Annotated in this window: 26 protein-coding genes; 19 read left to right on the forward strand and 7 right to left on the reverse strand. The window is 58.6% G+C overall.

All coding sequences use genetic code 11. The features are described from left to right. Positions 1–119: 119 nt before the first annotated feature. Positions 120–953: an apurinic/apyrimidinic endonuclease family protein gene (locus AC13RC_RS14630; protein WP_113390134.1), complete on the reverse strand. Its 834-nt coding sequence runs from the start codon at positions 951–953 to the stop codon at positions 120–122. A 377-nt stretch (positions 954–1,330) separates the two neighbouring features. Here AC13RC_RS14630 and AC13RC_RS14635 point away from each other — a divergent pair, with 377 nt between their 5' ends. After that, positions 1,331–2,365, forward strand: a complete 1,035-nt coding sequence (locus AC13RC_RS14635) for a sterol desaturase family protein (protein ID WP_488557563.1) — start codon at positions 1,331–1,333, stop codon at positions 2,363–2,365. A gap of 177 nt (positions 2,366–2,542) precedes the next feature. Here AC13RC_RS14635 and AC13RC_RS14640 read toward each other — a convergent pair whose 3' ends face one another. Further along, positions 2,543–3,586 carry a LacI family DNA-binding transcriptional regulator gene (locus AC13RC_RS14640; RefSeq protein ID WP_488557564.1) on the reverse strand — a complete coding sequence of 348 codons (1,044 nt, stop codon included), beginning with the start codon at positions 3,584–3,586 and terminating at the stop codon, positions 2,543–2,545. Positions 3,587–3,765: 179 nt separating this feature from the next. Here AC13RC_RS14640 and AC13RC_RS14645 point away from each other — a divergent pair, with 179 nt between their 5' ends. From AC13RC_RS14645 to AC13RC_RS14655, 3 genes are all read left to right on the forward strand, one after another. Continuing rightward, a complete protein-coding gene (locus AC13RC_RS14645) occupies positions 3,766–4,083 on the forward strand; it encodes a MocE family 2Fe-2S type ferredoxin (RefSeq protein WP_488557565.1) in 318 nt (105 codons plus the stop codon). Further along, the gene (locus tag AC13RC_RS14650) at positions 4,080–5,321 is read left to right on the forward strand and encodes an NAD(P)/FAD-dependent oxidoreductase (protein WP_488557566.1); all 1,242 of its coding nucleotides are present in this window, start codon (positions 4,080–4,082) and stop codon (positions 5,319–5,321) included. Before AC13RC_RS14645 ends, AC13RC_RS14650 begins: the two co-directional genes overlap by 4 nt. A gap of 294 nt (positions 5,322–5,615) precedes the next feature. Next, a complete protein-coding gene (locus tag AC13RC_RS14655) occupies positions 5,616–6,026 on the forward strand; it encodes a tautomerase family protein (protein WP_488557567.1) in 411 nt (136 codons plus the stop codon). A gap of 7 nt (positions 6,027–6,033) precedes the next feature. On the opposite strand, the gene AC13RC_RS14660 is transcribed toward AC13RC_RS14655, so the two are convergent. Together AC13RC_RS14660 and AC13RC_RS14665 are read right to left on the reverse strand one after the other, a co-directional pair. Next, positions 6,034–6,696, reverse strand: coding sequence for an HAD-IA family hydrolase (locus AC13RC_RS14660; RefSeq protein WP_113332626.1), 663 nt, complete (start codon positions 6,694–6,696; stop codon positions 6,034–6,036). Then, positions 6,696–7,616 carry a sugar-binding transcriptional regulator gene (locus AC13RC_RS14665; RefSeq protein WP_488557568.1) on the reverse strand — a complete coding sequence of 307 codons (921 nt, stop codon included), beginning with the start codon at positions 7,614–7,616 and terminating at the stop codon, positions 6,696–6,698. Before AC13RC_RS14665 ends, AC13RC_RS14660 begins: the two co-directional genes overlap by 1 nt. A 228-nt stretch (positions 7,617–7,844) precedes the next feature. Between AC13RC_RS14665 and AC13RC_RS14670 the strand changes: the two genes are divergently transcribed. The 10 genes from AC13RC_RS14670 (at position 7,845) to AC13RC_RS14715 (ending at position 17,988) form a co-directional block, all read left to right on the forward strand. Then, complete coding sequence (locus tag AC13RC_RS14670; protein ID WP_488557569.1) at positions 7,845–8,786, forward strand: tagatose-bisphosphate aldolase; 942 nt, start codon at positions 7,845–7,847, stop codon at positions 8,784–8,786. Next, positions 8,779–10,191 carry an ROK family protein gene (locus tag AC13RC_RS14675; RefSeq protein WP_488557570.1) on the forward strand — a complete coding sequence of 471 codons (1,413 nt, stop codon included), beginning with the start codon at positions 8,779–8,781 and terminating at the stop codon, positions 10,189–10,191. The genes AC13RC_RS14670 and AC13RC_RS14675 overlap by 8 nt, the downstream gene beginning before the upstream one ends. A 229-nt stretch (positions 10,192–10,420) precedes the next feature. After that, positions 10,421–11,410, forward strand: a complete 990-nt coding sequence (locus tag AC13RC_RS14680; RefSeq protein ID WP_113332629.1) for a substrate-binding domain-containing protein — start codon at positions 10,421–10,423, stop codon at positions 11,408–11,410. 108 nt (positions 11,411–11,518) lie between these two features. Further along, on the forward strand, positions 11,519–12,583 hold the full coding sequence (locus AC13RC_RS14685) for an ABC transporter permease subunit (protein WP_488557571.1): 1,065 nt from the start codon (positions 11,519–11,521) through the stop codon (positions 12,581–12,583). Continuing rightward, positions 12,576–13,322 (forward strand): ATP-binding cassette domain-containing protein, encoded by a 747-nt coding sequence (locus AC13RC_RS14690; protein ID WP_069615566.1) that lies wholly within the window; start codon positions 12,576–12,578, stop codon positions 13,320–13,322. Before AC13RC_RS14685 ends, AC13RC_RS14690 begins: the two co-directional genes overlap by 8 nt. A gap of 239 nt (positions 13,323–13,561) precedes the next feature. Next, a complete protein-coding gene (locus AC13RC_RS14695; RefSeq protein WP_113332631.1) occupies positions 13,562–13,819 on the forward strand; it encodes a FitA-like ribbon-helix-helix domain-containing protein in 258 nt (85 codons plus the stop codon). Continuing rightward, positions 13,816–14,238, forward strand: coding sequence for a type II toxin-antitoxin system VapC family toxin (locus AC13RC_RS14700; protein ID WP_113332632.1), 423 nt, complete (start codon positions 13,816–13,818; stop codon positions 14,236–14,238). Before AC13RC_RS14695 ends, AC13RC_RS14700 begins: the two co-directional genes overlap by 4 nt. Positions 14,239–14,531: 293 nt before the next feature. After that, entirely contained in the window at positions 14,532–16,049 is a 1,518-nt protein-coding gene (locus AC13RC_RS14705; RefSeq protein WP_488557572.1) for an HAL/PAL/TAL family ammonia-lyase, read from the forward strand. Positions 16,050–16,161: 112 nt separating this feature from the next. Continuing rightward, positions 16,162–17,166 (forward strand): ornithine cyclodeaminase family protein, encoded by a 1,005-nt coding sequence (locus tag AC13RC_RS14710; protein WP_113351183.1) that lies wholly within the window; start codon positions 16,162–16,164, stop codon positions 17,164–17,166. 45 nt (positions 17,167–17,211) lie between these two features. Next, positions 17,212–17,988, forward strand: coding sequence for a phosphate/phosphite/phosphonate ABC transporter substrate-binding protein (locus tag AC13RC_RS14715; protein WP_488557771.1), 777 nt, complete (start codon positions 17,212–17,214; stop codon positions 17,986–17,988). Between the two features lie 31 nt (positions 17,989–18,019). On the opposite strand, the gene AC13RC_RS14720 is transcribed toward AC13RC_RS14715, so the two are convergent. Further along, positions 18,020–18,601 (reverse strand): nucleoside 2-deoxyribosyltransferase, encoded by a 582-nt coding sequence (locus tag AC13RC_RS14720; protein WP_152094854.1) that lies wholly within the window; start codon positions 18,599–18,601, stop codon positions 18,020–18,022. A gap of 223 nt (positions 18,602–18,824) precedes the next feature. Here AC13RC_RS14720 and AC13RC_RS14725 point away from each other — a divergent pair, with 223 nt between their 5' ends. The 4 genes from AC13RC_RS14725 (at position 18,825) to AC13RC_RS14740 (ending at position 23,313) form a co-directional block, all read left to right on the forward strand. Further along, the gene (locus tag AC13RC_RS14725; RefSeq protein WP_488557573.1) at positions 18,825–20,072 is read left to right on the forward strand and encodes an adenylate/guanylate cyclase domain-containing protein; all 1,248 of its coding nucleotides are present in this window, start codon (positions 18,825–18,827) and stop codon (positions 20,070–20,072) included. Between the two features lie 251 nt (positions 20,073–20,323). Beyond that, positions 20,324–20,848 carry a DUF992 domain-containing protein gene (locus AC13RC_RS14730; protein WP_095436469.1) on the forward strand — a complete coding sequence of 175 codons (525 nt, stop codon included), beginning with the start codon at positions 20,324–20,326 and terminating at the stop codon, positions 20,846–20,848. A gap of 185 nt (positions 20,849–21,033) precedes the next feature. Continuing rightward, positions 21,034–22,266: a peptidase T gene (pepT, locus tag AC13RC_RS14735; protein WP_488557574.1), complete on the forward strand. Its 1,233-nt coding sequence runs from the start codon at positions 21,034–21,036 to the stop codon at positions 22,264–22,266. 396 nt (positions 22,267–22,662) lie between these two features. Further along, a complete protein-coding gene (locus AC13RC_RS14740) occupies positions 22,663–23,313 on the forward strand; it encodes a hypothetical protein (RefSeq protein ID WP_488557575.1) in 651 nt (216 codons plus the stop codon). Positions 23,314–23,411: 98 nt separating this feature from the next. Here AC13RC_RS14740 and AC13RC_RS14745 read toward each other — a convergent pair whose 3' ends face one another. After that, on the reverse strand, positions 23,412–24,029 hold the full coding sequence (locus AC13RC_RS14745; protein WP_488557576.1) for a hypothetical protein: 618 nt from the start codon (positions 24,027–24,029) through the stop codon (positions 23,412–23,414). A 308-nt stretch (positions 24,030–24,337) separates the two neighbouring features. Here AC13RC_RS14745 and AC13RC_RS14750 point away from each other — a divergent pair, with 308 nt between their 5' ends. Next, complete coding sequence (locus AC13RC_RS14750; RefSeq protein WP_488557577.1) at positions 24,338–24,682, forward strand: Csu type fimbrial protein; 345 nt, start codon at positions 24,338–24,340, stop codon at positions 24,680–24,682. Positions 24,683–24,734: 52 nt separating this feature from the next. On the opposite strand, the gene AC13RC_RS14755 is transcribed toward AC13RC_RS14750, so the two are convergent. Continuing rightward, the gene (locus AC13RC_RS14755) at positions 24,735–26,525 is read right to left on the reverse strand and encodes a GGDEF domain-containing protein (protein ID WP_488557578.1); all 1,791 of its coding nucleotides are present in this window, start codon (positions 26,523–26,525) and stop codon (positions 24,735–24,737) included. Between the last annotated feature and the right edge of the window lie 100 nt (positions 26,526–26,625).

The raw sequence follows: 26,625 nt of genomic DNA on the forward strand, positions 1-26,625 counted from the left end.
CTCCAGCTGAACCGTCATCACCTCAAGCGGCTTGCCAGCCGCAACCGCGACTGCTGCTCTTACGTCCATGGAAAATCCTCCAAAATCAATAGTCTATTGCTGATACTTTTCTTAACTTATTAGCCGATGATTCTTGCCCACAAATCACGTATTTCCTGCTTCATAAGCAGAGATTCTTCCCAGCGGTCGGTGGTGTCTTCACCGTCCCTGCCGGTGATTGCATAGGGCTTCGGCCCCAGTTCGCAGGTGAAGGCAAGTGTGGCGTCTTTGTCGGCGCGCTTCCGCCAGCTTTTGAAGCCATACTCCCACCAGCCGAGGAAAAGATCGACCCAGGGTCTGTGATGTGGGAAGGAAATTTCGATCTGAACCTGTTCGCGGGAGGCAACGCGGCCATGGAAGGCCCAGGAACTGTCCAATATCCGATGAATAAGGGCATGATTTTCGTCGGATACCGGCCAGGCGAACTCCCGCCCGACAAGGAAATGGGAGATATCGCCGAGCAGCCGCAGGTCCGGCAGGCGATCGAGCAGGTCGAGCGTGAAAAAGAGATCCGTCGTCATGCGGTCGCGATGCGTCTCGACCCAGACATCGATGCGGGCCTCTTCCGCCAGACGTTGCCAGCCTTCCAGCAACGGAATGCAATCCTCAAGCCGTCGCAGGCGCACGTCCGGCTGCAGACAGATATGATGAACGTTGTATTCGGCCGCGATCTCCAGCACCGGCTTTAGATCGTCGACAGTCTTGGGGAAACATTGGCCCTCCGCCTGCAGCCCATGCTGTTTGAGCAAGCCCGCGACGCGAGAAACGACCTTGCGGTCGTACCAATGAGTACTGATGCCATCAAAGCCCGCAGACGCGATCTTTTCGATGTTTTCTTCCAGAGAAAGCTCCGGATATCGCGCGCTGCGTCGCTCCATGGACCAGAGTGACTGGAATATGAGCAAGTTCTGCATGGTTTCTCCCCTACCAGTGCGCTGCTCAGATCATGAATCCGAGATCTCCGCCAGCCGGCGCGATGATGGCTTTTGATCATCGGCGCGTTTCATTGCAAAGCGGATGTATTCGCTCGTCGAGCGCTGGTCGCGTGAGGGGTTTTCATCAAGATGCTCTGAATGCGCCAACCGGGTCCACCCGTAACTCTTTCCAAATAGTCATGTGGCAGGTGTTTCTGTGCGACGCCTGGAAGAAGGTAATCGCCACCTTCTCCTCCCCCGATCGCGGCTCAGCAGAGTTCCCGTCGCCGTGAGCAAATTTCATCAAATCAATGCTGTCGTTTCTGACCGACACCGCTGACACTGACTGCATGGTTCCGTTCAATGGGAGGCACTTCATGGACGACACGCTGTATGGCACGCGAGACAAGCGCGGGGACTGGAAACCCAACAAGCTCTTGCAATATCCGCCCGTTTTCATCTGGCCGGCGAAACCGCTGGCGTTCCTGAAATGGTTCTTCGGCTATCCCGGCTATCTGATGCCCTGGAACGTCGTCTATGCCGTCGTCGCGACACTGCTATGGCTTTATACGACACCTTCCATGGAAACGATGAAGACACTGGCGCCGGGCTGGATCGCCTATCTTCTCCTGCGCAATGCCGTGTTAGTCTTCCTGTTCTTCGGCGCCTTTCACCTGCGCCTCTACATGCAGAAGAAGCAGGGCACGAGCTTCAAATACAACAGCAAGTGGCCATCGAAGGATAATTCCGCCTTCCTCTTCAGCAATCAAACCATCGACAATGTGATCTGGACTTTTGCGAGCGCCGTACCCCTCTGGACGGCCTTCGAAGTGCTGACGCTATGGGCCTTTGCGAACGGCCTCATTCCCTATGTCGACTTCGCCAAACATCCGATCTATTGCGCCATCATCATGCTGCTGATCCCGGCGTTTCGCGATCTGCATTTCTATCTGGTGCACCGCCTGATCCACTGGCCGCCGCTCTATCATGCGGTTCACAAGCTGCATCATAACAACGTCAATCCCGGTCCCTGGTCCGGCCTCGCCATGCATCCGGTCGAACATCTGCTGTATTTTTCGGGTGTCCTCATTCATTGGATTGTACCGTCCAACCCGGTCCATGCGCTGTTCCATCTGACACATGCCGCTCTCGCACCGGCGCCAGGCCATGCCGGTTTCGACAAGATCGTGATCGGCGAGGAAGCCGGGATCGATACCCATGCCTACGACCACTATCTCCATCACAAATTCTTCGAGTGCAATTATGCCGATGGCGTCATCCCGCTCGACCAGTGGTTCGGCACCTTTCACGACGGCTCGAAAGAGGCCGAGGACCGCATGAATAAGCGCTTCATGGAGCGCGCCAAGAAATATGCAGAAAAGCAGGCCCGCCGCTCCGGCACGCCAAGCTAGCAAAGAGCCGTGCCTGGCTGGGTTCTTCCAGCCAGGACAATGATCTCAAGGACTTGCCAAAGGCGCTATGTGCTCCATATGCGCGTATTGAGCTCTCCCCCCGCCACCGGTTCAATCGGCCGTTGATGGCGGGAAATGCCGGAGCCTGTGGCCCTCCTTCCGCAGGCTCCGGCCTTGTCACCTACTGGTGATGACTGGCGCCGGGCCAATATTCTCCGTCGTATAGGTCAGGAACGGAACTGGCTCTTGGCTAACGGGCACATCAATAATCCCCATACGCGATAATATCGTATCCAGTGCGCGCCTCGCCTGGGTTTCGGGTGCCTGATCGAGAACGAGCGTCATCAGCCCCGAGGCGATGAAGCGGCGCGTTTCGTCGTTGAGTTCGTGCCCGATCCAGACGCAATCCCTTCCCTGTCGTTCCTGAAAGCGCTGAAGCACCGAGCTGACGCCGAGATTGGCACCGCCGGCGTTGTAGATACCGATAATATCCGAACAGCGACGCAGCACCTGCGTCATCACTTCCGCGGATTTCAGGTCGTCATCCCAGCTGAATACAACTTCCGAAAGCTGCAGTGCCGAACCACGCTGAGAACCGAGATAATCGGAGAAGCCGCGAATGCGCTCTCGGTGAATCTGATAGGCCCAGCTATGACAGATGGCGACGATGCTTCCCGCCGCGTGGCGGAGCATATGCGACATGTAGAAGCCGGCGGTTCGTCCGGCGGCATAGTTGTCGATCCCTACGAACACGTCGTCCCTTCCCGTGAGATACGAAACGATCTGGACGACTTCGATGCCGGCGGCACGCGCCTTCCGCAAACTCTCCCGGATTGCCGGATGATCGATTGCGGCAACAATCAGGCCATGCCGGCGAATGCTGCGATCGGCCACATGCGCAGCGAACTTCTCCGGCTCACTCTCTTCGACAAAGGTCCGGTGGACCGTGATCGAGCTGTCCAGCGAAGCAGCGATTCGCTCGAAGGCACGGTTGAGCCGGCTGAAGAACGGCGACTCCGGCCTGACCAGGATGACTTCGATGCGGATCGTGCCGCGATAAAGACTTGGGATGATTCCTTTGTAGCCCAGCCGCTTTGCGGCCAGCACCACCTTCTCCGCCGTTTGCGGGCTGACGCTGCCGCGTTCGTTGAGAACGCGCTCCACAGTCGCAAGACCAACTCCTGCCTCGGCGGCGATGTCCACGAGACGTGCTTTCTTCATGCCGCTCCTCCCTGATGAAAAATGATCATAATCGGCATGGAATGTGAAGGGTCATTTCGCGCATGCTTGGAACCAGCCGGGAGGAAAAAGCGATGCGCGATCAAAGCGCAACGTCGACCTGCTCCCAAGATTGGATGATGCGTTTCGCGCCTTGCGGTGACTGCAATGAGGAGGAAGAAATGATGAACTGGGTTGATGCCTGCGCTGCCGATGAAATCGATCAGGAGGATGTTGTCCGCTTCGATCACGCCGGGCGAACCTTTGCGATCTATCGTAGTCCCGATAACGAATATTTCGCTACGGATGGGCTTTGCACTCATGAGAAAATCCATTTGGCCGATGGGCTCGTAATGGATGACACCATCGAGTGTCCGAAGCACAATGGCCGCTTCAGCTATAAGACGGGTGAAGCGCGAGGCGCTCCGGTCTGCATCAATCTGAAAACCTATCCGGTCAGAGTGGAAGGCGATCGCATCCTGATCGGAATCGGCGCATGAGCAGCGATGCGGGCATCATCATCGTTGGCGCCGGTGAATGCGGCGCGCGCGCCGCTTTGAGCCTGAGAGAGAGCGGTTACCGGCAGGCGATCACCCTCATCGGCGATGAGGTTCACCTTCCTTACGAGCGGCCGCCTCTTTCCAAACAGGTTCTGCTTGGCGAGATGGAGCCTCGGATGCCAACCGTTCTCAATGATTTCGTGCTGGCGGAGCAGGCAATCCGTCATATCGGCAGCACTTCGGGCGATACCATCGACACGTCCGGAAAGCAATTGCTCCTCTCCGATGGCCGGGCGCTGCCCTATGACAAACTGCTACTGGCGACCGGCGCGGCACCAAGGCGATTGCCGAACGCGCCCGTCAGCAGCCGCATAGTCTATCTGCGGACGATCGATGATGCGCTTGCACTCCGTTCCTTCGTCCGAGCCGATATGCATGTGGCAGTGCTTGGGGGCGGTTTCATCGGCCTGGAGGTCGCCGCTTCGGCACGCGGCCGCGGAGCGAGGGTTACGGTCATTGAGTCCCAGGAGCGTATCCTCAAGCGCGGTGTCCCCGAACCGATCGCCGAAACGATTACTGCCCTGCACCAAGGCAATGGCGTCGTCGTGAAATGCGGTGTAGCGGTTCTCGGGCTCGAAGCGGATGAGCAGCGTGTCGATATTTCTCTTTCCGATGGCGATGCGATTTCGGCCGATGTGCTTGTCGTCGGGATCGGCGCGCTGCCGCGCACCGAGCTTGCTGCACGCGCCGGTATCGCAATCGACAACGGCATTGCGGTCAATGAGCGCCTGGAAACATCGGAGCGCGATATTTATGCCGCCGGAGACTGCTGCTCGTTTCCGCATCTCCTTTATGACGGTCGCCGTCTGCGTCTCGAAGCCTGGCGCAACGCGCAGGATCAGGGCATATTAGCGGCCGCCAATTTAACAGGCGCGGCGCGCAATTATCAGGCCGTTCCCTATTTCTGGTCCGACCAGTTCGATCATACGCTGCAGATCGCCGGCCTTGTCGATGAGGGTCGCACGGTCGTTCGCAGAGAGCTCGGGGACGGTGCCTTCATCCTGTTTCATCTCGACGACCAGCAGCGGCTAGTGGCCGCAAGCGGCGTCGGCCCCGGCAACAGGGTCGCCAAGGATATCAAACTCAGCGAGATGCTGATTGCCGGACGCGTCACACCATCGACCGAAGCGCTGGCTGGCAACGCGAACCTGAAATCCATGCTGCCTCGAGCGGCCTGACAGGCTATCAAGATACGTTGGCTTTGCCTCTTCGATCGCGACAGCCTGCCGGTATCATCGGCAGGCTGCAGCAATGCATTCATGAGCAGATGCCATAAGTGTTTGCAGCATTCAGGTGCTAATCCGGCATCCGGATCGTCCTACATTCTTTCTGCAGTTCCCTAGGACTTAGCAGCGGCGGTAATTCGTTCGTATCGCTACGAGATCCGATGTGGATATCTGCCTTGCTCCGCAAAGACGTCGGGCCGGAGCCGAAAGCCCCATGAGCGACGTCCGCAGGCAACGCCAGGCCCAATGAAGGATAGCCATGGAACGCACCCTTCCGCAGCAAGCTTCATCCTCGCAGTGCTTTTTCCTATGCAGACAAGCAAAGAGCTTGAAGCTTGGTCCGGCGGGCAGCCGCACGGTGGCAAAGCCCCGACGGAGACTTTTACCGGCCTGACAATCTCCGACGAGCACAGGAATGACCCGATGCCCCATATAATTTTGAAAATGGCAGCAGGAAGAACCGAAGCAATGAAACATGCCGTGGCTGAAAATCTGACCAAGGCGGTCATCGAAACACTCGGCGTTGATGAGAGTTCGGTATCGGTCGCGATCGAGGATGTCGCGATGTCCGATTGGACTGGGAAGGTCTATGTCCCCGATATCCAGGGCAAGTCAGACACGATCTATAAAAAGCCGGGCTACGATCCGTTTCGGTGAGGGCTAGTCAATCGGGTCTGGCAGAGAGACGCAGATTGCCATTTGCATCGATGCCCGCACTCACGCGATCATAGTCCTCAATAGTCGGATGCCGTGTGAATAACGGCGTCCGATGGGTCGCGCTGATCACAAGCACGGAAGCACCTGAGGCCTCCGCCGCCTCTATTCCCGCTGGCGCATCCTCAAAAATGAGACATTCTTCAATAGGTTGCGCCAACATCCTTGCCGCCAACATGAAGCAATCCGGCGCCGGCTTGCCGTGCTGCACATCCTCGCCGGCAATCAGAATTTCGGGCCAGGGAATACCGGCTGCCGCAATGCGGACTTTGGCGAGTTCACGGGGAGCGGAGGTGACGATCGCCCAGCGATCCAACGGCAGGCTTTTCAGAAAGCCGATAGCGCCCGTGATCGGTTCAACGCCGGCAACATCATCGATTTCGGCCTGTGTGAGTATCCTGACCTCTTCGGCAGGATCGATCCCCGAAAGGCCGAGGCGGGTGATCGTCTCGATCGCCTTGCGACCATGAATGGTCGCCAGCAAGGCGATGGCATCGACACCGCGTTTTTCCGCCCACGAGGTCCAGACCCGTTCGGCGACCGCTATCGAATTCAGGACGGTTCCATCCATATCGAACAGGAAGGCGCCGAAGGAGCGGTCGTCAAAGGGCATCAGGGTCGATCCTCGACTTTTGGGTTGGATGACAGACGATCGAGGATAGCCTGCGCGGTATTGGCATCGGTGACCAAAGCATTGATCATTCCCGATCGTGCCGCGCCGATAATGCCGCTTGCTTTGCCGGGAGTAGCAGCAACGGCGATGCAGAGCGGCACCTTCCGCAATTGTGCGGGAGAGGCTGCAATCATGCCCTCCTCTCCATCCCAGTGCAGGATCTCGCCCTCCTCGGTGACGTAGTGGCGCAGCACATCGCCGGCTGCATGGCTCAGCGCCTTTTCGCCCGGCAACGCTGTTTCCGAAGGGTTGGCCGCATGTGTCAGCCCGACACCGACGATTGCTGCGTCCAGCCTGTCCCAGAGAGACGTCACCTGCTGGACTGTAGGATCTCCGAGAAACGCATCCCGGAGTTCTGTCGAAGAGATATAGGGCGCATGCAGAAAATGCGGCACGCCACCCATCTGGACCGCCGCCTGGCGCACGAATTCGTTGATCTGGAAGTGAGGCGCTGCGTGCTGCATGCCGCCGTTCAGCGCAACCGTGAGGATACCAGGCAATTGCGGCAGACCAGCCAATGTCACCTCGCGCACCGCCCGTCCCCAGCCGATGCCGAGCGTCGAACCTGAACGCAGGCCCGCCTGCTGCAGAAGCGAGCCGACAGGCGCTGCAAGCGCGCTCAGCACGTTTGATGACGGCGTATCGATTACGGCAGCGGTGCGCAGCTTCAGGCCGTCGATCAGTGCCGCACTCAGGTCTTCAGCAGGTGAGAGATCTATTACTTCGATCCGGACGATCCCGACTGCCCGCGCTCGCTGCAGCAACCGCGAAACCGTCGCCGTCGACAGACCAAGCTTCCTGGCAATATCCACCTGCGCCATATCGGATTGGTAGTGCAGTTTGGCGACCGTGTGCAGCAACGCGCGATTTGCCGCAGCCTCCTGCGATTGAGATGAATTCAGATTGAAATTCCTTTCTGCAATGTGTTACACATACGGCACTTGAGGAGTTATCGCTTAAAAAGCCCGGTTTCGCAACGTTTATGCCGCGCATGAGAGTCCTCAATTTCAAGAGTATTGCCCTCTTCGAGGAGTGGGGAAGGCTTGCTCGTATGGGTGCCGTTTCGCAACGGCTGGAGGAAGGATCACATGACGAAATTGACGACAGCGGAGATGCGCGGCTACCAGCAGATTTGCGGCAGCGACGGTGCCATGATGGTGATTGCCTGCGATCAGCGCGGCGGCATGCGCAGCCTTCTAGCCAAGGACCCGGCCGAACAGGCGGCGATCTCCGATAAGGTGCTGGGGGACACGAAGGCCGATATCGCCCGCTTCCTCGCGAGCAAGGCGTCCTGTGTTCTCGTCGATCCCATCTGCGCCGTGCCGGCGCTGGTCGATGATCGTATCCTTCAGCGCGATACCGCACTGCTGATCGGCCTCGATGCTTCCGGCTGGGATACATCGGCGGACGGCTATCGTCTGTCGAAGCTGGTTGCCGGCATCTCCGCACGCCGCGTGCGCCAGCTGGGGGCAACGGGTGGCAAGATCATGGTCTATCTGCGCTCGGATCGGGATGTGGCGAACGCCCACAACATTCAGATCCTGAAGCAGTGCATTGAAGATTTCGCGCATGAGGATCTTCTGCTGGTCGTTGAATTCCTGACCTACAAGTTCGAAGACGAGGATGAGACAGACTACAAGGCGAAGCTGCCCTCTCTGATCGTCGGCGGCAGCAAGATCTGCCTCGATCTCGGTGCGAAAGTCTTGAAAATCCCTTATCCGGGCTCGCCGGAAGCCTGCGCCGAAGTCACGCGCCTTTCCGGCGATGTGCCGTGGGCGGTGCTGTCGGCCGGTGTCGACCACGCCACCTTCCTCAGCCAGGTCGAGGATGCCATGCGCAACGGCGCTTCGGGCGTCATCGCCGGTCGCTCGCTGTGGAAAGACTGCATCTCGCTCGATCGTTCGGTAACGAAGGATCGTCTGGAGACGGTCGCGGTGCCGAGGCTTCGCGAAATTCAGGCCGTCATTGCGACGCACTTCAAGGGCGCAGGCTCTAACGGCGCTGATCAAAGGCAGCGCGCCCATGGCTGACATCGCCATCGGCGTCGATATTGGCGGCACGAATATTCGTGCCGCCCTCGTCTCCGTTCAAGGCGAGATTCTTGCCAAGCTGTCGGAAAGAACCCCGACCGATCCGCTGTTGGCATTGGAGCGCGTCATTGCGATGGCGCGCTCGCTCGACACTCCTGAAGTTTTGGGGATCGGTATCGGCATACCAGGGCGGGTAGACGTCGACAGACGCGAGATTCTGTCTGGCGGCATCCTCAACCTTTCCGGCCTCGATTTCGTAAAACAACTCGAGACAGCGCTGCAAAAACCTGTTGTCATAGAGAATGATTGCAGCATGGCGTTGATCGCCGAAATGCGGATCGGCGGCGCCAAGGGCTATCAAAACGTCGCGATGCTGACGATCGGGACGGGCATTGGGGGTGCTGTCGCCCATGCCGGGCGCATCTACCACGGGCACAAGGCGGCCGGACAGCTCGGCCATATTTGTGTATCGCAGGATGGCCCGCCCTGCCCTTGCGGCAGACGCGGCTGCGTCGAGACCTTCAGTTCCGGAACCGCTTTGCGCCGGCATATCGCCGAATCCGGATTATCCGTCACGACAATTCGTGAAATCTTCGAGATGGCGGCGGAAGGAAACGACACGGCAGTCCGTGTGCTGCGCCAATGGGCAACACCCTTGCGTGCCGCACTCGACAATATCGCAGCGACCATGGATCCGGAGATTATCCTGCTCGGCGGCGGGCTTGGCTGTGATGCCGCACGGGCTCTTGCCGATTTGCCAGCAAGCGCTCCCTGGTTCTGCCCCGCCATATTGCCAGCGAAGCTTTCAGACGATGCCGGCGTGATCGGCGCCGGACTTTCGATTTTTGGCGCTGATGCCGCGCCGCAAGGAAAGCGGGTTGTCATGGTCAACGGCGTGCCGGCTTCCGGCAAAAGCCGCCTGGCTAAAGCTTTGTCGCTGCGGACCGGCTGGCCGATCCTGTCTCTCGACGGCATCAAGAACCCGTTCCTGCAGCATATCGGTTCCGTCGACCGCGACTTCAATCGGACGCTGGGAAAGGCAAGCTACCAGGCGATCTGGTCCTTTATCGCGGAGGCGCCGACGGGCTCGACCTTCATTGTCGATGCATGGTTCGGCTTTCAGCCGAAGGCTCAGCTAGAGAGTTATCTCAATGCTGCGCAGATAGGCCATGTCGCCGAACTCTGGTGCAAGGTGCCTGGATCGGTTGCGGGCGAGCGTTACGCCAGTCGGTTGAAGGACCGATTACCTGGACATCCAGGTGCCGAATATGTGCCGGAATTGGTAGCGCTTGCCGATCGGGCCGAGCCTATGGGATGTGGTGCCGTAATGACGGTCGACCAGACGGAGGAACCGGATATGGCGGCTATTATGGCCTGGCTTTCAAAGGTCTTCGAGGGCGAATGATAAGCGCCGCCGTCCGGGCAGACGGCATAAATGCGAAATAATCCTGAACTGTCGTGCGACGCTATGTCCCCGGCAGATGCCGGGCATCGTGTGCATGGCAGAATTATGTAGCTATATCAATAAGATGATGGAAATTCTTTGCAGAAAAAAATTGCTTGACGTGCCGCAGTAACCCACTGATTATCGCTTTGCCGGACAGGGGAGGTTCGGCTTCAAGAGGAGGAAAATTATGGAGCGCCGCTCATTTCTCAAGGCTACGGCCGTGGCATCGCTCGCTACCGGTGTTGCGGCAGTTGCCGGCAGCACCAAAGCCGCAGACAAGAAGTTTACGATTGCCCTCATTCCGGGTCTGACGACCGACGCCTTCTATATTACCATGCGCAAGGGTGCCGAAGCGGCAGCCAAGGCTGTCGGTGCCGAGCTCGTTTTTCAGGGCGGCCCCGATTTCAACCCGGTGACCCAGGTTCCGGTTCTTGACGCAGTGATCGCCAAGAAGCCCGATTTCATTCTGATTGCGCCGACCGACAAGGATCAGCTCATCCAGCCTCTGAAGAAGGCTGCTGATGCCGGCATTCCGATCATCACCGTCGATACCTTCATCGGTAACGGCGTCTACCAGACCGGCAGCGGTGATGCCGATTTCCCGCTGGCCTATATCGCTTCCGACAACCTGCTCGGCGGGGCGATTGCCGCCCGCGCACTGGCAAAGGCCGTTGGCGAAAAGGGCAAGGTCTATGTTTCCAACGTCAAGCCCGGCGTCTCGACCACCGACCAGCGTGAGCAGGGTTTCAAGGAGGAGATGAAGAAGTATCCGAACATCACCGTTCTGGAGACGCAATATAATGATGACGACGCCAACAAGGCAGCATCGCAGCTGCAGGCCGTCTTCGCACGCAACTCCGATCTCGATGGCGTTTTCGGGGCCAATCTGTTCTCCGCTCTCGGTGCTGCCAACGGCGTGCAGCAGGCCGGCCAGACGGGTAAGATCCGCGTGGTGGCCTTCGATGCGCCGACGTCTATCGTTGATAACATCAACTCCGGTCTCGTCGATCTGGCGATTGCGCAGCATCCGGCCGAGATCGGCTATTTCGGAGTGATGGCCGCTTATGCGCATCTCACCGGCAATTCGATTCCGACAGCGATCGGGACCGGCTTCACGGTCATCGACAAGTCGAACGTAGCCGACAAGAAGATCGCGAAGTTCATCTACTCCGATTGATGCGGGGATAGTCTGTGCCTCGCCCATCGGCGAGGCACATTATCCAACGATGATAGAGCGACGGCGCCCTAATCTTCGCGCTTCCAACGCTCCAGTTTGGACCGATCCATGACAATCGACAATGCAGAGGTCCGCAAGGCGGATCAGCACGTGGCGCCACAGGCAGACCACGGCGACCAGGCAAAAACACTTCTTAATCGCATCGCGCAATTGCGTGCGTGGCTCTTTCTTGCTGCGCTTATCGTGACTTTCGAGATCTGGGCGCGGATCGACTTCGGTGGCACGTTCATCGGCTCGAGCTTCAACTGGCAGTCCGTTGCGATCTTCGCGGTAGCACCGTTGCTGCTGGCAATCGGGCAGACTTTCGTCATCATCTCAGGCGGTATCGATCTGTCGACCGGCTTCATCATGGGCCTTGCGGCCGTCGTCGCCGCGCATATTGCCAATATCGCCGGTCTTTACATGCCTCTGCCCCTCGCAATGGTCTTCGGCATCCTCGTCGCCATGCTGGCAGCCGCAGTCCCCGGCCTCATCAATGGTCTCCTGATCTCCCGTCTCAAGGTTCCGCCGTTCATTGGTACACTCGGCATGTTCGGCGTGGCGCGTGGTACGGCCTTCCTGCTCGCCGGCGGTACGACGGTGCCGGTCAAGAACTCCTATTTCGCCGAGCTTGGCAACGGACGATTCTATGGCGTACCCTATCTCGTCATCGTCACGCTCGTCTTCGTGGTGATCATGCATTATTTGCTGAGCCAGACCCGCTTCGGCCAGCATAATTATGCCATCGGCGCCAATGCCCAGGCGGCGCGGCGCGCCGGCATCGACATCAAGTCCCATCTGCTGCGGCTCTATATTCTCTCGGCCGTCTGTGCGGGCCTGGGCGGAGCGCTCTATGCGGCCCGTTTCACTGCAGGCGCCGCCCAGGCGGGCGAGCCCCTGCTGCTCGATAGCGTGGCCGCCGTCGTTATCGGCGGCGCCAGCCTCTTCGGCGGTTCCGGCACGATCATCGGCACCATTGCCGGCGCTCTCGTCATCGCCGTCATCCAGTATGGTCTCGTCTTCATGAATGTGGAGCCGTTCTGGCAGTTCATCGCCGTCGGCGTCGTCATCATCATTTCGGTGCTCATCGACCAGGCGCAGCGTCGGTTCAGCGGAGCAAAACAGGATGAATAGTGCAACTCCCCTCCTCGAGGTCCGCAATCTCTCGCGTTATTTCGGTGCGGTACGTGCCCTCGACAATTGCTCCATGGTCGTGCGGCCTGGTGAAGTCGTAGCACTTGCGGGCGATAACGGCGCCGGCAAGACGACGATGATCAAGGCGATTTCCGGCGTCTATCCGCCGACCGCCGGCGAAATCCTGATCGAAGGCAAGCCTGTCACCTTCTCATCGCCGCAGGATGCGCGCGAGAAAGGCATCGAGACGATCTATCAGGATCTGGCGCTTGCCGATAATCTGCCGATCGGCGCCAATATTTTCCTCGGCCGTGAGCCGATGAAGAAGCTCTTCGGCTTCCTGCCGGTGCTCGATCGGAAAGCCATGGCCGAAGCGGCGCGCAAGACGATGGCGGAGCTGGATTTCCACGTGAAGAGGCTCGATGCGCCCGTCAGCAACTTTTCCGGCGGTCAGCGGCAGGCCGTCGCGATTGGGCGTGCCGTCTATTGGAATGCCCGCATCCTCGTTATGGACGAGCCGACCGCAGCACTCGGCGTGCCGGAACAGCGCAAGGTCGTGGCTCTCATCAAGTCGCTGAAGGCGCAGGGGCGCGGCGTCATCTTCATATCGCACAATCTGCAGGATATTTTCGCGGTCTCCGACCGCATCGTCGTCCTGCGCCGCGGGATCGTTGCCGGTGAACGCAACATCGCCGACACCAATCATGAGGAAGTCGTGCGGCTCATGGTCGGCGGTTAGCAGGATCGCCGGCACATGATTTGAGCCGAGAGCGGCAACGGTGTTTTGTCGCCATTGCCGTTTCGTTGTCAGCAATCAAAGGCGCTCATTTTGGATTCACCAGAGCAGTAGCAGAACCAAGAGGCCGGCAGTTAATGCTGGAGCGCGTAGAAAGCCGGCAAGCGCGTTTCCGCTTGCTTTGCTTTGATTGCGTTCTCATATATTGCTATCAATGCAATCAAATATGGGAGCGTGAAGCAATGGCATCGATCACCATTCGCAATGTGCCGGACGAGGTGCATCGTGCGATCCGAGTGCGAGCTGCTATGCACGGTCGCAGCACTGAAGCCGAGATCCGCGATATTCTGGAAAAGGCAGCAAAACCAGAAGGCCGCCTGAAGCTGGGTTCGCTGTTGACATCCATTGCTCGTGAAGCGGGAGGGCTAACCGAAGCCGAAGCTGAGGGTTTCAACCAGCTTCGCGATAAGACCCCGGTCGGGCCGATTAGCTTCGAATGATTGTTCTCGACACCAACGTCATTTCCGAGCTGTGGAAGATCACGCCCGATCCGAATGTGTTGTCGTGGATCGATGCGCAGATGATCGAAACACTCTACCTCTCGATCATCACCGTTGCCGAACTGCGCTTCGGCTTGGCTGCGATGCCTGAGGGCAAGCGGCGTACGATCTATCAAGACCGATTGGAAAGGGAGGTTTTACCGGCTTTTGCCAACCGGGTTCTGCCTTTTGACCTGGATGCCTCGCAAGCCTATGCCGATTTGATGGCGTTAGCGAGGAGGGCAGGCAAGTCCATTGGCACGGCAGACGGCTATATTGCCGCCACGGCTGCCTCACATGGCTTTATGGTAGCGACGCGCGATACTAGCCCTTTTGAGGCTGGCGGTTTAAGCGTCATCAACCCTTGGAACATGAAATGAAGGCGGTTAAGGCAGTCGCGTGATAAGTCTGCCGAACAATCCGAATATTCAAATGGCAACAGCTTGTTCACGCTGAGCATCGCCCGACGATCCGCGTGACCGCACCCGCTGATCTTCCTACTCTCGCGGTACCGAATGCATTCGATCCTTAATCGGGGAGCTAATCAGGAAATATTCGTAATCTTCAAACGGGATGTGCGACTCCTCAGCCATCCCGGCAACAAATGCAATCTGGAGGCTGGATCGAGAAAGAGCCACCGGGCTATAAATGCTTTTCCTGGAGGCAAGCAGGCATGACCGAAGCCGTACCCATCGTGCGTTTCACCGGTACCGCACCGAAGATAAGCGACATTGCTTCGATAGCGCGCCGTGGCGCATGCATCGAGGTTTCGACTGACGTCGAAAACAAAATCATCGCTGCGCGCGCAGTCGTGGAGCGCTATTTGGCTGCCGACCAGCCAGTCTATGGTTTGACGACGGCATTGGGCGCAGGTGTCGACACACGGCTCGCCACGGAGGACCTGATCGCATTTCAGTTACGTGTACCGCAAGCCCGCGCAGTCGGGGTTGGGCCGGCGCTGTCATGCGAAATCGTCAGGGCGATGATGGCCGCTCGTATTGCTGGCATGGCGGCTGGCGGCTCGGGCGTATCGCTCCCGGTTTTCGCCGGTCTCGTCGCCGCGCTGAATGCAGGCTTTCATCCGGTGGTTCCCTCGCTTGGCTCGATCGGCGCAGCCGATCTTGCGCCTCTGGCGCATATGGCACGGGCCTTGTTGGGCGACGGCGAGGCGGAGCTTGATGGCGCGATCATGCCGGCGCGGGATGCCCTCTCGAAACTCGGTCTGAAACCTTTGCCGATCGCGCCGAAGGATGGCCACGTCCTCGCGGTCGCCAACAGCCTGTCGGTTGGCAAGGCCTGCCTCTGCATCGAGAATATCGTGCGCCTGTTCGATTGGTCGCTTGCAGCCGTCGCACTGAATTTCGAGGCATTCCGCGCCAATGTCTCTGCTTTCGATGACCGCGCGCTGGCGGCAAGACCAGCCTTCGGCCAACGCGAAACCGCGGCGAGACTTCGCGAGGTGCTTTCCGGGAGCTCTCTTTTTGTCGACGGTGCGGCACGGCGCTTGCAGGATCCTTTGAGCTATCGCTGTGCCCCGCAGGTCTGGGGTGCCCTGCTCCACGCGATCGGCGAAGCGCGCGTTGCCACCGAGATCGAGCTTGCCAGCTCCGGGGACAATCCCGTCGTGCTCGCCGACGAGGGACTTATCTTGTCTCACGGCAATTTCGACATGACGGCCTTCGTTCTCGCATGGGAACGGCTTGGCCAGGCAATCGCACATTGTGCGGCGGCGACCGCCTATAGAACGATGAAAATCATGTCTCCGGGCATGTCGGAGCTGCCGCGCTTCCTGACCCCGCTCGGACAGAGCAGGACAGGATTTGCCACCGTGCAGAAAACGGTCTCGGCGCTTGAAGCCGAGATACGCCATCTGGCCAATCCGGTTTCGCTCACGCCGATCCCGGTCGCGGACGGCGTCGAGGATCAGGCGTCGATGGCGCCGAGTGTCCTGACGAAGATCGAGGCGATGATCGAGCGGATGCGTTATCTGGTTGCGATCGAGCTTGTCGCGTCCGCCCAGGCCGTTGATCTGCGCGGTGTGGCGGGCGAGCTCGGCGGCGGAACGCAGCGCGCCTATCGCAAGGTGCGCAAAATTGTCCCGCCGCTGGAGGAAGATCGTGCGCAAGGACCAGATTTTCAGAGGCTGTCGGAGTTCATTGAGAATGCCGACATGATGGAGATGGCTTCCTGATCGATATGGCGGCAAGGCGGTCCACGCCCGCCGCCTCGCTTTCTCGCAGGCCGTCTGGCGGCCTGCATCATCCGATAAACCGGCACGGCCGGTGACATGCTGGAGAACGGTAATGCAGGAAATCTGGATCGACTATCTCAACGCGATCGACGCCAAGGCGCTGGCCCTTTCCAACGACGAAATACTCGACGCCGTGACCAAGGCGCTCGATGCGCAGGGACGCGGCGAGACGGTCATCGAGCCTCGCGTTCATCTCGTGCCCGAGAGTTCCGACAAGGGTCATTTCAATGTGCTGCGCGGCTATGTGAAGCCGCTCGATTATGCCGGCGTCAAGGTCGTCGGCGATTTCGTCGACAACTACAAGCAGGGCCTGCCCTCGGAGCTGGCGGTTCTCAATCTCTTCGATCCGCGCACCGGCGTACCGAAGGCGATCATCGATGCGACTGCCATCACCGATATGCGCACCGGCGCGGTCACGGCTATCGGCGCGCGCCATCTCGCCCGCAAGAACAGCAGGATCCTCGGCCATATCGGCGCACGCGGCACTTCCTACTGGAACGTGCGGCTGCTCGATCACCTCTTCGACTTTGATGAGATCCGCGTGCATTCGCGCCGTCCGGAAAGTCGCGACGCCTTTGCGGCGCGGCTGGAAAAGGATCTCGGCAAGAAGATCATCGTGACGGACAATTGGGAGGATTGCCTGAAAGGCGCCGATATCATGATCGAGGCGAGCCGGCTGCCAGAGCCGACGCCGCTTTTCAAGACCGCCTGGGTCAAGAAAGGCGCTTTCGTCGTACCTTATGGCACGATGAGTGCACTCGAATTCGACCTGACCGACATCATGGACAAGGTCGTCGTGGATGACTGGGGACAATGCGGACCCGGGCGTCCCTTCGGTGCCCTTCGCCGCCATGTCGATGAAGGTAAGGTGACGGCGGAGACGCTGCATGCCGAAATCGGCCAGATCGTTTGCGGCACGAAGCCGGGCCGCGAAAGCGATGACGAGACCATCCTCTTCTGGCATCGGGGCCTGAGCACCACCGACGTCGCGCTTGGCGCAGCCATGGTTGAAAAGGCAAAGCGCATGAATATCGGCCAGCGCCTTCGGTTTGCGTGACGCGTCATGACGATATCCTCTGCCGCGGCCATTGCCTGCTCACGAATGTACAATCTGAGCCCGAAAATATCCGGTCTCTGGGATGAGCTCTTTCATTGGCTTGCCGACCGGTCAGGCGTCGAGCTCGAAATCATTGCGCATGCGGCTCCGGCACCTCTGTCCGACCTATGGAGACGTCCGGACATGGGTGCCGTTTTCATGTGCGGCTTTCCGTTCTCCCGGCTATCGCCGGCGGAGCGTCCGCAGCCATTGGCCGCGCCGGTTTCCCTGGCGGACTGGGCAAACGGGCAGCCTGTCTATGCGAGCCATATCGTCGCCGCTCGTGAAAGAGCGCTGACTGAAGCCGATCTCGCAACTGCACGGTGGGGCTGGACCGTGCGGGACTCTCAGTCCGGCTATAATGCGCCGAGGGAATTCTTTTCCATGCTTGCGAATAGACCCGCAGCGGCGCAGATCGTCGGCCCACTTCTCAATCCACGCGGCGTAGTCGACGCCATTCGTTTAGATACCATAGATGTCGGCGCCATCGACGCCTATGCCTTTCAGCTGATGGCAATGCACGAGCCGGACATGATTGTGCCGTTGCGCATCGTCGCTACCACGAAGCCGGCTCCCTTCCCTTTGCTGGTGGGCGCAAGGCAGCAATCGCCAGATATCGTCGACGCGCTACGCGCCGTTCTTCTCAATGCCCACCAAGATCGGCAAGGGAGCGATATTCTCGCATCGCTCGGACTGCTGGCCTTTGCCGAGCCGGATGTTGCCGCTTATGACCAGCTTCCCGCAAGAGCGCGCGCCATCGATTCTGCTCTCGGAACATGGTGAAGTTCGGATGCGCCAATCAATAGCCGGCACATTATGCGCTGGCGACGTGTATCAATAATTTCTTTGCTGCGAGACCCAGACATTCCTCGAAGGCCGTCAGATCCAGAAAGAGCTGGTCAGCCGCGACCTGACGCGTGACGATGACGCCGTCACGTGTCGCTATGCCGCCATCGAGCATCAGATTGTCGGTCATGTCGAAATTTTCCAGCGCCATGCCGTCGGGACCACGGTGACGTCCGTCCTCACCGAGCTGCACTTCGCCGCCATAAAGCCTGCTCACACGCTCGAAGTGGTTATCGAGGCAGTTGGAAAAGGCAAATGCCGGGCAGCCGCGGGCGCACATGAAGCCGAGTTCGAAGGCCGTGCCGATATCGGCGGCGACACCACGAAACGGCGTCAGGTTGGCGATGATGAGATCGGCGCTCATCATCAGTTTCTCGTTGATGGAACTGATGGCAAGGCCGCGCTGCCGACGCGTCTCCGTTTCAGGCACGGCAAGGTCACCGGGAGAAACCGGCGTAAAACCATAGCTGCGCGCTAGCGCGATCTTGCGATCGAGGATTTCCCTAGCGTTCGGGAGGAAGACTTCCGGGCCTGCCAGATATGCTCTCAATGCCTCACCTCTTTAATGAAATCTTGCACCGCAGCAGTTGCGGAACCATATGAAGCCTATGGCTGATTCAAGGCGCAACCGCCATAGCTGGGCGCATAATTTACGAAATCGCGAAATAACGGCGATTGCCGTTCCCGGTCAACGACGAGGCGCGTATAGTTCCCTTCGGACCGAATGGCGCTCTCTGTCCAGGACAGGTGACGGAATTTGTGGGGTATAGAAAATGCAATCTTCTCTTGAGGCCGTTGCCGCCTCGACACAGGACGACCAGGGCAATTGGCCGACGAAACAAAGCAAGATCCTCGATTGGCTTATGAACGATGTCCGCGACCAGCGATTCATCGACAATATCCTCGTGGAACTCTGCGAGAAAATGCGGGCAATCGGAGTTCCGGTCGCGAGAGCGACGATGCACTTCCGAACGCTGCATCCGCAATGGCTGGGGGCGAGAATTCTTTGGCGCACCGGCATGAAGGAGGCCGATATCGCGACCTTCAGCTATGGGGTCGAGAACACGCCGCAATTTCTGGCAAGCCCTATCAATGAGATTTTCAATGGCGCGACGGAAGTCCGGAAAAATCTCGAGGTCTGTGAAAAGTCGGAGCTGAAATATCCACTATATAAAGAAATGCAGGCGGAAGGACTGACCGACTATATCGCCTGGCCGATCTACCACACGCTCGGCAAGCGCCATATCGTGACCTTTGCCTCGGATGCTCCGGGCGGCTTTGCCGAACAGCACATCACTTTCTTGAAGGACCTGTTGCCGGCCCTGACAATGGTGACCGAGATCCGGTTGAAGAACATCATGGCCCGCACGCTGCTGCGGACCTATGTCGGACCGCATGCCAGCGAGAAGATCCTGGCTGGCGCCACGACGCGCGGCAGCGGCACCACGGTCGGAGCCGCGATCCTCATCTGCGATCTGCGCGACTTCACCACCATCTCTGACATGTGGCCGCGTGACGATGTCATCGAATTGCTGAATGGTTATTTCGACGCGATGGTCGACCCGATCGAAAAGCATGGCGGCGAGATCCTCAAATTCATGGGCGACGGCCTGTTGGCCATTTTCCCGTTGAGCGATCCGAATGCCTGTCACAATCTGCTTCTTGCCATCAGCGAGGCACAGGCAAGCGTTGCCGCACTCAATGAGGAAAACCGCAAGCATGGCCGTGAAATTTTGCGCTACGGTGTCGGCGTGCATGTCGGTGACGTAATGTATGGCAATATCGGCTCACGCACTCGCCTTGATTTCACGGTCATCGGTCCGGCAGTCAATATCGCTTCACGGTTGGAGTCCTTGACGAAGGAGGTCAAGCGGCCGGTACTTCTGTCCAAGGCCTTCGTCGACATGGCCGGCTGCAGGCGGGATATGGAAAGCCTCGGCTCCTTCCCTCTCAAGGGGCTTGGAGAACCGGTCGATGTGTTCGCCTTTGCCGCCAAGGAAGTCTTGCTTCAACATGGTTGACGGGTAGGCAGGGCGAGCTTTGCCCTGCAAATCCTCGATTTTGTACGGCGCGATTCAGTCGGTTGCAAAACGTGAAATGGCCAAAGGGTGCCGTGGCGGAAGGACTTCCCTATATTGTGAAGTGGATCATGACGATAGCCGCCTTAATTTGGGGATCGTTCTGCGCGTACGAACGTTAAATGAGGGTTGATTCTATCGGCTCTACCACGAGGGTGTTTGCCACCCATAATACTCTGACAAGGAGAAAACAGATGAGAAAAATCCTGACCCTGGCGTTTTCAGCGGCGTCGTTGATCGTTGCGGGCACCGCTGCGGCGCGCGCAGCCGACATGCCGGCGACCTATAGCGAGGAGCCGGATGACCGCAATGGCGTGAAAATCGGCTATCTCGAATGCGATATCGGCGGCGGTGTCGGCTACGTCCTCGGCTCTGCCAAGGAAATGGATTGCACCTTCCATTCGACAGTCGGGCATTCGCGTCGTGTCGATCACTATACCGGCGCGATCCGGAAGATGGGCGTCGATCTCGGCTTTACGACCCGCAGCCGGCTCGTTTGGCTCGTCTTCGCGCCGACAGCCGGCTACCATCGTGGTTCTCTGAGCGGCCTTTACCAGGGCGCTACCGTTGAAGCCACTGTCGGCGCCGGCGTGGGCACGAATATCCTTGTCGGTGGCACCGCCGGCTCCATCCACCTTCAGACCGTGAGCGTTACGGGTCAGCTCGGCTTGAACGTTGCGGCTACCGGTACGTCGGTCACGCTGACGTCGGTCGATTGAGTGTTTTGCTTAAAGTCTTGACCATTGAATATGGCCGCTCCTGCCTGGCGCTGGAGCGGCCTTTTCTATCGGGGCGGCGACAGCCGGCTTCGCAGACTGACGCCATGCGCGCAAAATCGGTTTATCCATGTACCCTCGCGGCGCTATAGCTATGTAAACCCTAGAGATTCTTCGGAGCCAAATTCATGACCGATACCGTCACCGATCGTTTTCTTCGTTATGTCGTCGTCGACACGCAATCGGACCCGTCTTCGGTCACGCAGCCTTCCACTGCGAAGCAGAAGAATCTCGGGCGCATCCTGGTAGAGGAATTGCTGGCGATCGGGCTTGCCGATGCACATCTGGACGAGCACGGCTATGTCTATGCCACCATTCCATCGAATATCGACAAGCCGGTTCCCGTCATCTGCTTTTGTTCCCACATGGACACAGCGCCGGATTTTACCGGCACGAATGTCAAGCCGCAGATCGTGCGCGACTATTCCGGCGGTGATATCCGCCTCACGGGCGACCCGCAGCAGGTCATTCGCCTTGAAGAACACCCTGCCCTGCGCGATCAGATCGGCAACGACATCATCACCTCGGACGGTACGACGCTGCTTGGCGCGGATGACAAGGCCGGTCTTGCCGAAATCGTCGCAGCCGCCAAATATCTCGTCGAGAATCCTGATATCCGTCACGGCACCATCAAGCTTCTGTTCACGACGGACGAAGAGATCGGGCGTGGTGTCGACAAGGTGGATTTGAAGAAGCTGGGAGCGCAATTCGCCTATACGGTTGATGGTGAAACGGCGGGGCATATAGAAGACGAGACTTTCTCGGCCGACAGTGTCGAGGTTATCATCCATGGCGTCGCCATCCATCCAGGCTTCGCCAAAGGAAAAATGGAAAATGCCATCAGGATTGCCGGCGGGATCATCGACAGGCTGCCGAAGAACATAGCTCCAGAGACGACGGACGGTCGCGACGGCTTCATCCACCCTACCGGCATCAGCGGCTCGATGGAGAAGGCTTCACTCGGCTTCATCATCCGCGATTTCGACGAGCAAGGCCTTGTTGACAAGGAGACTATGCTGGAGGCGATCGTCAAGGATGTCATGAAAGCCTATCCCGGCTCCTCGCACACCTTCACCGTTCGGCATCAATATCGCAACATGAAGACGATTCTCGATCGCCATCCGGAAATCGTCGAAAATGCTATCGAGGCCATCCGCCGTGCCGGTATGACGCCAGTGCGCGGCAGCATTCGCGGCGGTACGGACGGTTCCAGGCTTTCCTTCATGGGACTGCCCTGCGCCAATATCTTTGCCGGCGGGCATGCCTTTCATTCGCCGCTGGAATGGGTAAGCCGGCAGGATATGGAAAGAGCCGTAAAGACGCTTGTAGAGTTGGCCAAGGTGTGGGCGGAGCGCTCCTGAAAGCTTTCGAGAAAAAACCTCGTTCATCCTATAAAAGCCTAGTAACCCTGTCGCGAAATAGGTCACTTTGGCCTGTTCGGAACCAATCTCCTTGTCATTATGCAAGCCATCCGTGAATTTTTATATTGAAGCATTACTAAATTAGATTATTCTGTAGTGTAGTCTTGGGAGGAAAGGAGAATAGACAGGCCCCTTCATTCCAACTCTACGGTGCGCGCGCTCCGGCAATCAGAAACAGGCTGACAAAAGCCTAAACTGAAACGGGGTTTAGTCATGAGAATACAATCTTCACGGATGGCAATCGCTGCATCCGCTCTTCTTCTATTGACCTCGACAAGTTATGCAGAGCCCGGCGGCGGGACGGATCACGGCGGCAGCCGATCCGGAAGCAGCGGATTGGGTGTTGGCGTATCGGTCGGCGGCATCAACGCTGGTTTGGGCGCAGGGCTTGGCTCCAATGGGCTTAATGCCGGCGTCGGTGCATCGGTCGGCGGCACGAACGGCGTCAACGCCGGTGCGGGTGCTTCCGTATCCGGAACGAGTGGTGTGAACGCGGGCGTCGGCGCGTCCGTTGGCGGTTCCAACGGAGTGAATGCCGGCGTGGGCGCATCGGCCAATAGCAATGGCGTCAACGCTGGTCTCGGCGCTTCGGTTGGAGGCTCGAGTGGTGTCAATGCTGGCGCTGGTGTCTCCGTCGGCGGATCCGGAGTGGGCGTCGGCGTGGGTGTTGGTATCGGTGGGAGCGGTTCAGGCGGCAGCGGCGGTGGAACCGGCAGCGGGACTGGCTCGACTGGGGGTACCGGCTCCAGTGGAATGGGTATGGCAACCGGAGGCACAGGCGGCACGAGCGGCTTCGGGCTGGGCTCCGGCAATTCCGGCAGGGGATCGAGCACGCGCACGCTTGCCGCTTTCCGTACCATGTCGAGCGCTGAGCAGAAACGTATGCTGATTGCCTGTCGTCAGGTGACGGCATCCGGCAATTTCGATGCTGGTCTTGTCAGCCTTTGCCGGCTGCTGCGCAGTACGGCGAGCGCCGGCGGCCTATAGGCGGCTTTTCGTCGGGTGTCTCAACACCCCTTCGCTCGAGCATAAAAGTCTGCGCCCGTTGCCTCGATATCGGCAATGGGCACGGACATGCGTCCCAATTACCAGTCTACGCGGGCCACATTGTCGATCATCTGCCGGCTGCGGCGCAACATCATGCCAGGGGCATCCACCGCTCTGTTCAAAAGGTTGCGCGCGCCGGCAAGCGGATGAAATCCGACCCTTTCCTCCAGCACGGGAGGCGGATCGTCGTTTGCAAGCGGCGGAGTTGCCTCAGCATATTCCGGGTGACTTATTATCAGCGGATCCTGTGTTTCGCATTGCGGCAGGCAGCGGTCGAAATGTTCCACGTCACCGGATGACGCGATCCTGGTCTTTGCAGCATCGGAATGCGACGCAATGCGCTTTACCGGCAAATTGGTCTTGGTCATGGCAGCAAGCGGCGAAGGTTGCGGAATTGGCACTGCCATCTGCGGCTTTGCCGGGCTCGCATCAATCGCTAACTGTAAATGGTTCACGGCAAGCTGCGGTGCGGGTGCTGGGCGATTGATAACGATGCGGCCGCTGTCGTCGATGAATTGTATGGTGCGGTCGACGGGGCCGGTTTGAACAATGACATAAAGAGCACCGACAACGGTGCCACAAACAGCAAGCCCGGAACCCAGCCTTCGGGTCGTCTCGCTTTGACCATTCCACCATCTCATAGGCTGCGTATCCATCGACCGCTCCTTTTGACAAAATCCCAGATAGCCATTTTCATGCGAACTGTGGCGCGGCTTTTACCGAAACATGGCCAATTGCAGACCTTTTGCAAAGAAATGTTGACGAAGGCACTTTGCCTATCCGGGCGGTATGGATGAGCTGCGTTCAAGAGCCGCCATTCAGCCTGCCGTAAATCCTGTGACTTTTGCTGCGGCTCGTATGCATCAATGCCGGCATGATTTCTTCGACACGCTGGAGATCAGGCTAACATTCCGCTTCATAAGACTGTCGGAAGACCTGTGATGAAAAACTAGGCCCAGGCTCGATGGTCGGTCGGAATTCGCGGACAGCGAGTATAAGTCAAACGGGTTCCGTCACCGTAACCTGTACGCTGGGCACGACCTATACGATCTCCGTGGGCGGTGCCGACGCGAATGTTCCGCCGACGGCGAGAAAAATGGCGAAAGGCTCGGAGACGGTGACCTACGGCCTCTACAAGGATACCAGCCGGTCGCAGCCCTGGGGCGATGCCAATACGCCGGGCAGCACCGTCGCCGGAACGGGAACCGGCAGTGCTCAACTGTTGACAGTCTACGGCCGAGTGCCACCGCAGACCACGCCATCCTCAGGCACTTACACCGATACGGTCGTGGTGACGCTTACCTACTGACCACGAGCTTCCAACGAGCAGGTTCGGATGATCTCGGTCATAGCGAAGCGTGTCAGGCCGCGCTTGCGCCGCTCTGGCCGCGTCTCGAGGCGGAGATTGCCGTCTGTCCAGTCGTCTTCTCGGATGAGCAGACCAAATTGCGCCCGTTGCGCTTGGCTTGATAGAGCCGGTTGTCCGCAACGACGACCAGCTTTTCCCAATTTTCGAACATGCATTGCGCCTGCCAATCGACGCCGAAGCTCGCAGTCACCTTCAAGCCATGCTCATCGCTGACGACGGCTTGCGCTAATGTTTCCCGCAATCGCTCGGCCGTTGAACGCGCCGAGGCCTCGGTGACGTCACCCATTACGACGATGAATTCCTCACCGCCGTAGCGGGCGAATAGATCGGCGGCGCGCAGGCAGGGGCCTAGAATCTGCGCCGTCCTTTGCAGCACCATGTCGCCGACGGCGTGACCGTACCGATCATTGATCGATTTGAAATGGTCGATATCGAACATGATGATTGCAAAGCCTCGGGAGCCCGCTGTCGGGGTCGCGAGCAATTCCTCCACCGCATCCTCCAATGCGCGCCGATTGAGAAGGCCAGTGAGTGCATCCGTCTGGGAGAGACGCCTCAACTCCTCCGTCATCGATTTGCGCTCCATCTCCAGGTGCCGCTTGAAGCGTTGCTGCTCACGCAAAAGGTCAAGACGCAGGAACAGCTCCCGCATTTCACGTCCGGCGTGAGGTATCGGTGGTGGCGTCGTAAGGTTGCCGACGGCAATCTCGTCGATCTGTCGCATGACAGCCAGCATCGGCCGAAAGAGCGAACGCCTGAGCACGTAGGCCAACCCAATCACAACCGATACCGCCATGACGGCAAGCAGCGCGGAGATCAGCATGGCTCTCAGGGATTTCTGCTGTACTTCTCCAAGAGAATTCAATGCCGCGGTTTCGATGAGTTCACGCAGGTTCTCGGTCGATTTCATACCAGGCACGTATTTCGCTGTGAACTCTCCGGGTGTGAGCGCATCGCTCGCATTCGGATCAAAAGCGACGCGCTGAGCGTAAGGCAGCGCTCCGGCAAAGTAACTGACCGTCACCTGATCCAACAGCCTTGCCAGAGCCTGGGACTGCAATGTAACGGGCGCATAGGTTTTCAGCAGCGCATTCACTTCGAAAAGCCGGTTCAATTCGTTGTCGAACGCAGCTCTATAGTGGGAACGGGCCTGCCCCTGTGAGGCTAGCATCATAACGACATAGGAGCCCAGCCTTCCGGCACGCTCCCTAAGCGTTCCGGCCATCGAGGTCAGCATGACTTCGGCGCCTGTCTCGGGCGCCAGTGCAATGACCGATCGGCCGGCGACATCCCGGTAATCCTGGGCACGATCCGCTGCACGGAACATCGCCTGTATGGCGTCTGCGATCTTTGCGCCGCTGCGCTCGCCGCGTGGCAAGGCGGCCACTGCATCGACCGCCTGGCGGCCGCTCTCCAGCTGAGCCTTAAGCGCCATGAATGCGCTGCGCATTTCAGCGGACTGGTCTATTTCCGTTTTAAAGAGCGCTTCAAGCTTGGCGATATCCCTGTCGGTTGCTTCGCGGCTTGCTTTCAGATCGGCGGCAAATTGCGCTTGTTCACGCTCCGAAGCGCCCATCAGACTGTTTGCAGGACCGCGCTCTCTCGATATCGTCGCGGCCGCATGCAGCGCCGTATGAAAACGGCCGAATTCGATTACGCCGCGCTTGTAGTTGAGATAATCCGACAGGCTGAAGGCAATCGTCGAGCCGGCCATCATCAAGCAAACCATGATAACAGCTACCGCGCCGATCCATTGTAGCTGTTGAATTTTAAGCCGCGACAATAAATGCTCTCCAAAATCACCGTCTATTGCGGATTACATCAGATTTGATGGAATCTTCACTTAACGAACAGGCTTAAATCTTTCTCATGTTCTTTAAGTC

This window comes from Martinezella sp. CNPSo 3890, assembly GCF_057784455.1.

Excerpts from the sequence above, each read along its gene's own strand:
- AC13RC_RS14630 (WP_113390134.1), bottom strand. The coding sequence starts at position 953 with ATGCAGAACTTGCTCATATTCCAGTCACTCTGGTCCATGGAGCGACGC.
- AC13RC_RS14635 (WP_488557563.1), top strand. The coding sequence starts at position 1,331 with ATGGACGACACGCTGTATGGCACGCGAGACAAGCGCGGGGACTGGAAA.
- AC13RC_RS14640 (WP_488557564.1), bottom strand. The coding sequence starts at position 3,586 with ATGAAGAAAGCACGTCTCGTGGACATCGCCGCCGAGGCAGGAGTTGGT.
- AC13RC_RS14645 (WP_488557565.1), top strand. The coding sequence starts at position 3,766 with ATGATGAACTGGGTTGATGCCTGCGCTGCCGATGAAATCGATCAGGAG.
- AC13RC_RS14650 (WP_488557566.1), top strand. The coding sequence starts at position 4,080 with ATGAGCAGCGATGCGGGCATCATCATCGTTGGCGCCGGTGAATGCGGC.
- AC13RC_RS14655 (WP_488557567.1), top strand. The coding sequence starts at position 5,616 with ATGAAGGATAGCCATGGAACGCACCCTTCCGCAGCAAGCTTCATCCTC.
- AC13RC_RS14660 (WP_113332626.1), bottom strand. The coding sequence starts at position 6,696 with ATGCCCTTTGACGACCGCTCCTTCGGCGCCTTCCTGTTCGATATGGAT.
- AC13RC_RS14670 (WP_488557569.1), top strand. The coding sequence starts at position 7,845 with ATGACGAAATTGACGACAGCGGAGATGCGCGGCTACCAGCAGATTTGC.
- AC13RC_RS14675 (WP_488557570.1), top strand. The coding sequence starts at position 8,779 with ATGGCTGACATCGCCATCGGCGTCGATATTGGCGGCACGAATATTCGT.
- AC13RC_RS14680 (WP_113332629.1), top strand. The coding sequence starts at position 10,421 with ATGGAGCGCCGCTCATTTCTCAAGGCTACGGCCGTGGCATCGCTCGCT.
- AC13RC_RS14685 (WP_488557571.1), top strand. The coding sequence starts at position 11,519 with ATGACAATCGACAATGCAGAGGTCCGCAAGGCGGATCAGCACGTGGCG.
- AC13RC_RS14690 (WP_069615566.1), top strand. The coding sequence starts at position 12,576 with ATGAATAGTGCAACTCCCCTCCTCGAGGTCCGCAATCTCTCGCGTTAT.
- AC13RC_RS14695 (WP_113332631.1), top strand. The coding sequence starts at position 13,562 with ATGGCATCGATCACCATTCGCAATGTGCCGGACGAGGTGCATCGTGCG.
- AC13RC_RS14700 (WP_113332632.1), top strand. The coding sequence starts at position 13,816 with ATGATTGTTCTCGACACCAACGTCATTTCCGAGCTGTGGAAGATCACG.
- AC13RC_RS14705 (WP_488557572.1), top strand. The coding sequence starts at position 14,532 with ATGACCGAAGCCGTACCCATCGTGCGTTTCACCGGTACCGCACCGAAG.
- AC13RC_RS14710 (WP_113351183.1), top strand. The coding sequence starts at position 16,162 with ATGCAGGAAATCTGGATCGACTATCTCAACGCGATCGACGCCAAGGCG.
- AC13RC_RS14715 (WP_488557771.1), top strand. The coding sequence starts at position 17,212 with ATGTACAATCTGAGCCCGAAAATATCCGGTCTCTGGGATGAGCTCTTT.
- AC13RC_RS14725 (WP_488557573.1), top strand. The coding sequence starts at position 18,825 with ATGCAATCTTCTCTTGAGGCCGTTGCCGCCTCGACACAGGACGACCAG.
- AC13RC_RS14730 (WP_095436469.1), top strand. The coding sequence starts at position 20,324 with ATGAGAAAAATCCTGACCCTGGCGTTTTCAGCGGCGTCGTTGATCGTT.
- pepT (WP_488557574.1), top strand. The coding sequence starts at position 21,034 with ATGACCGATACCGTCACCGATCGTTTTCTTCGTTATGTCGTCGTCGAC.
- AC13RC_RS14745 (WP_488557576.1), bottom strand. The coding sequence starts at position 24,029 with ATGGATACGCAGCCTATGAGATGGTGGAATGGTCAAAGCGAGACGACC.
- AC13RC_RS14750 (WP_488557577.1), top strand. The coding sequence starts at position 24,338 with ATGGTCGGTCGGAATTCGCGGACAGCGAGTATAAGTCAAACGGGTTCC.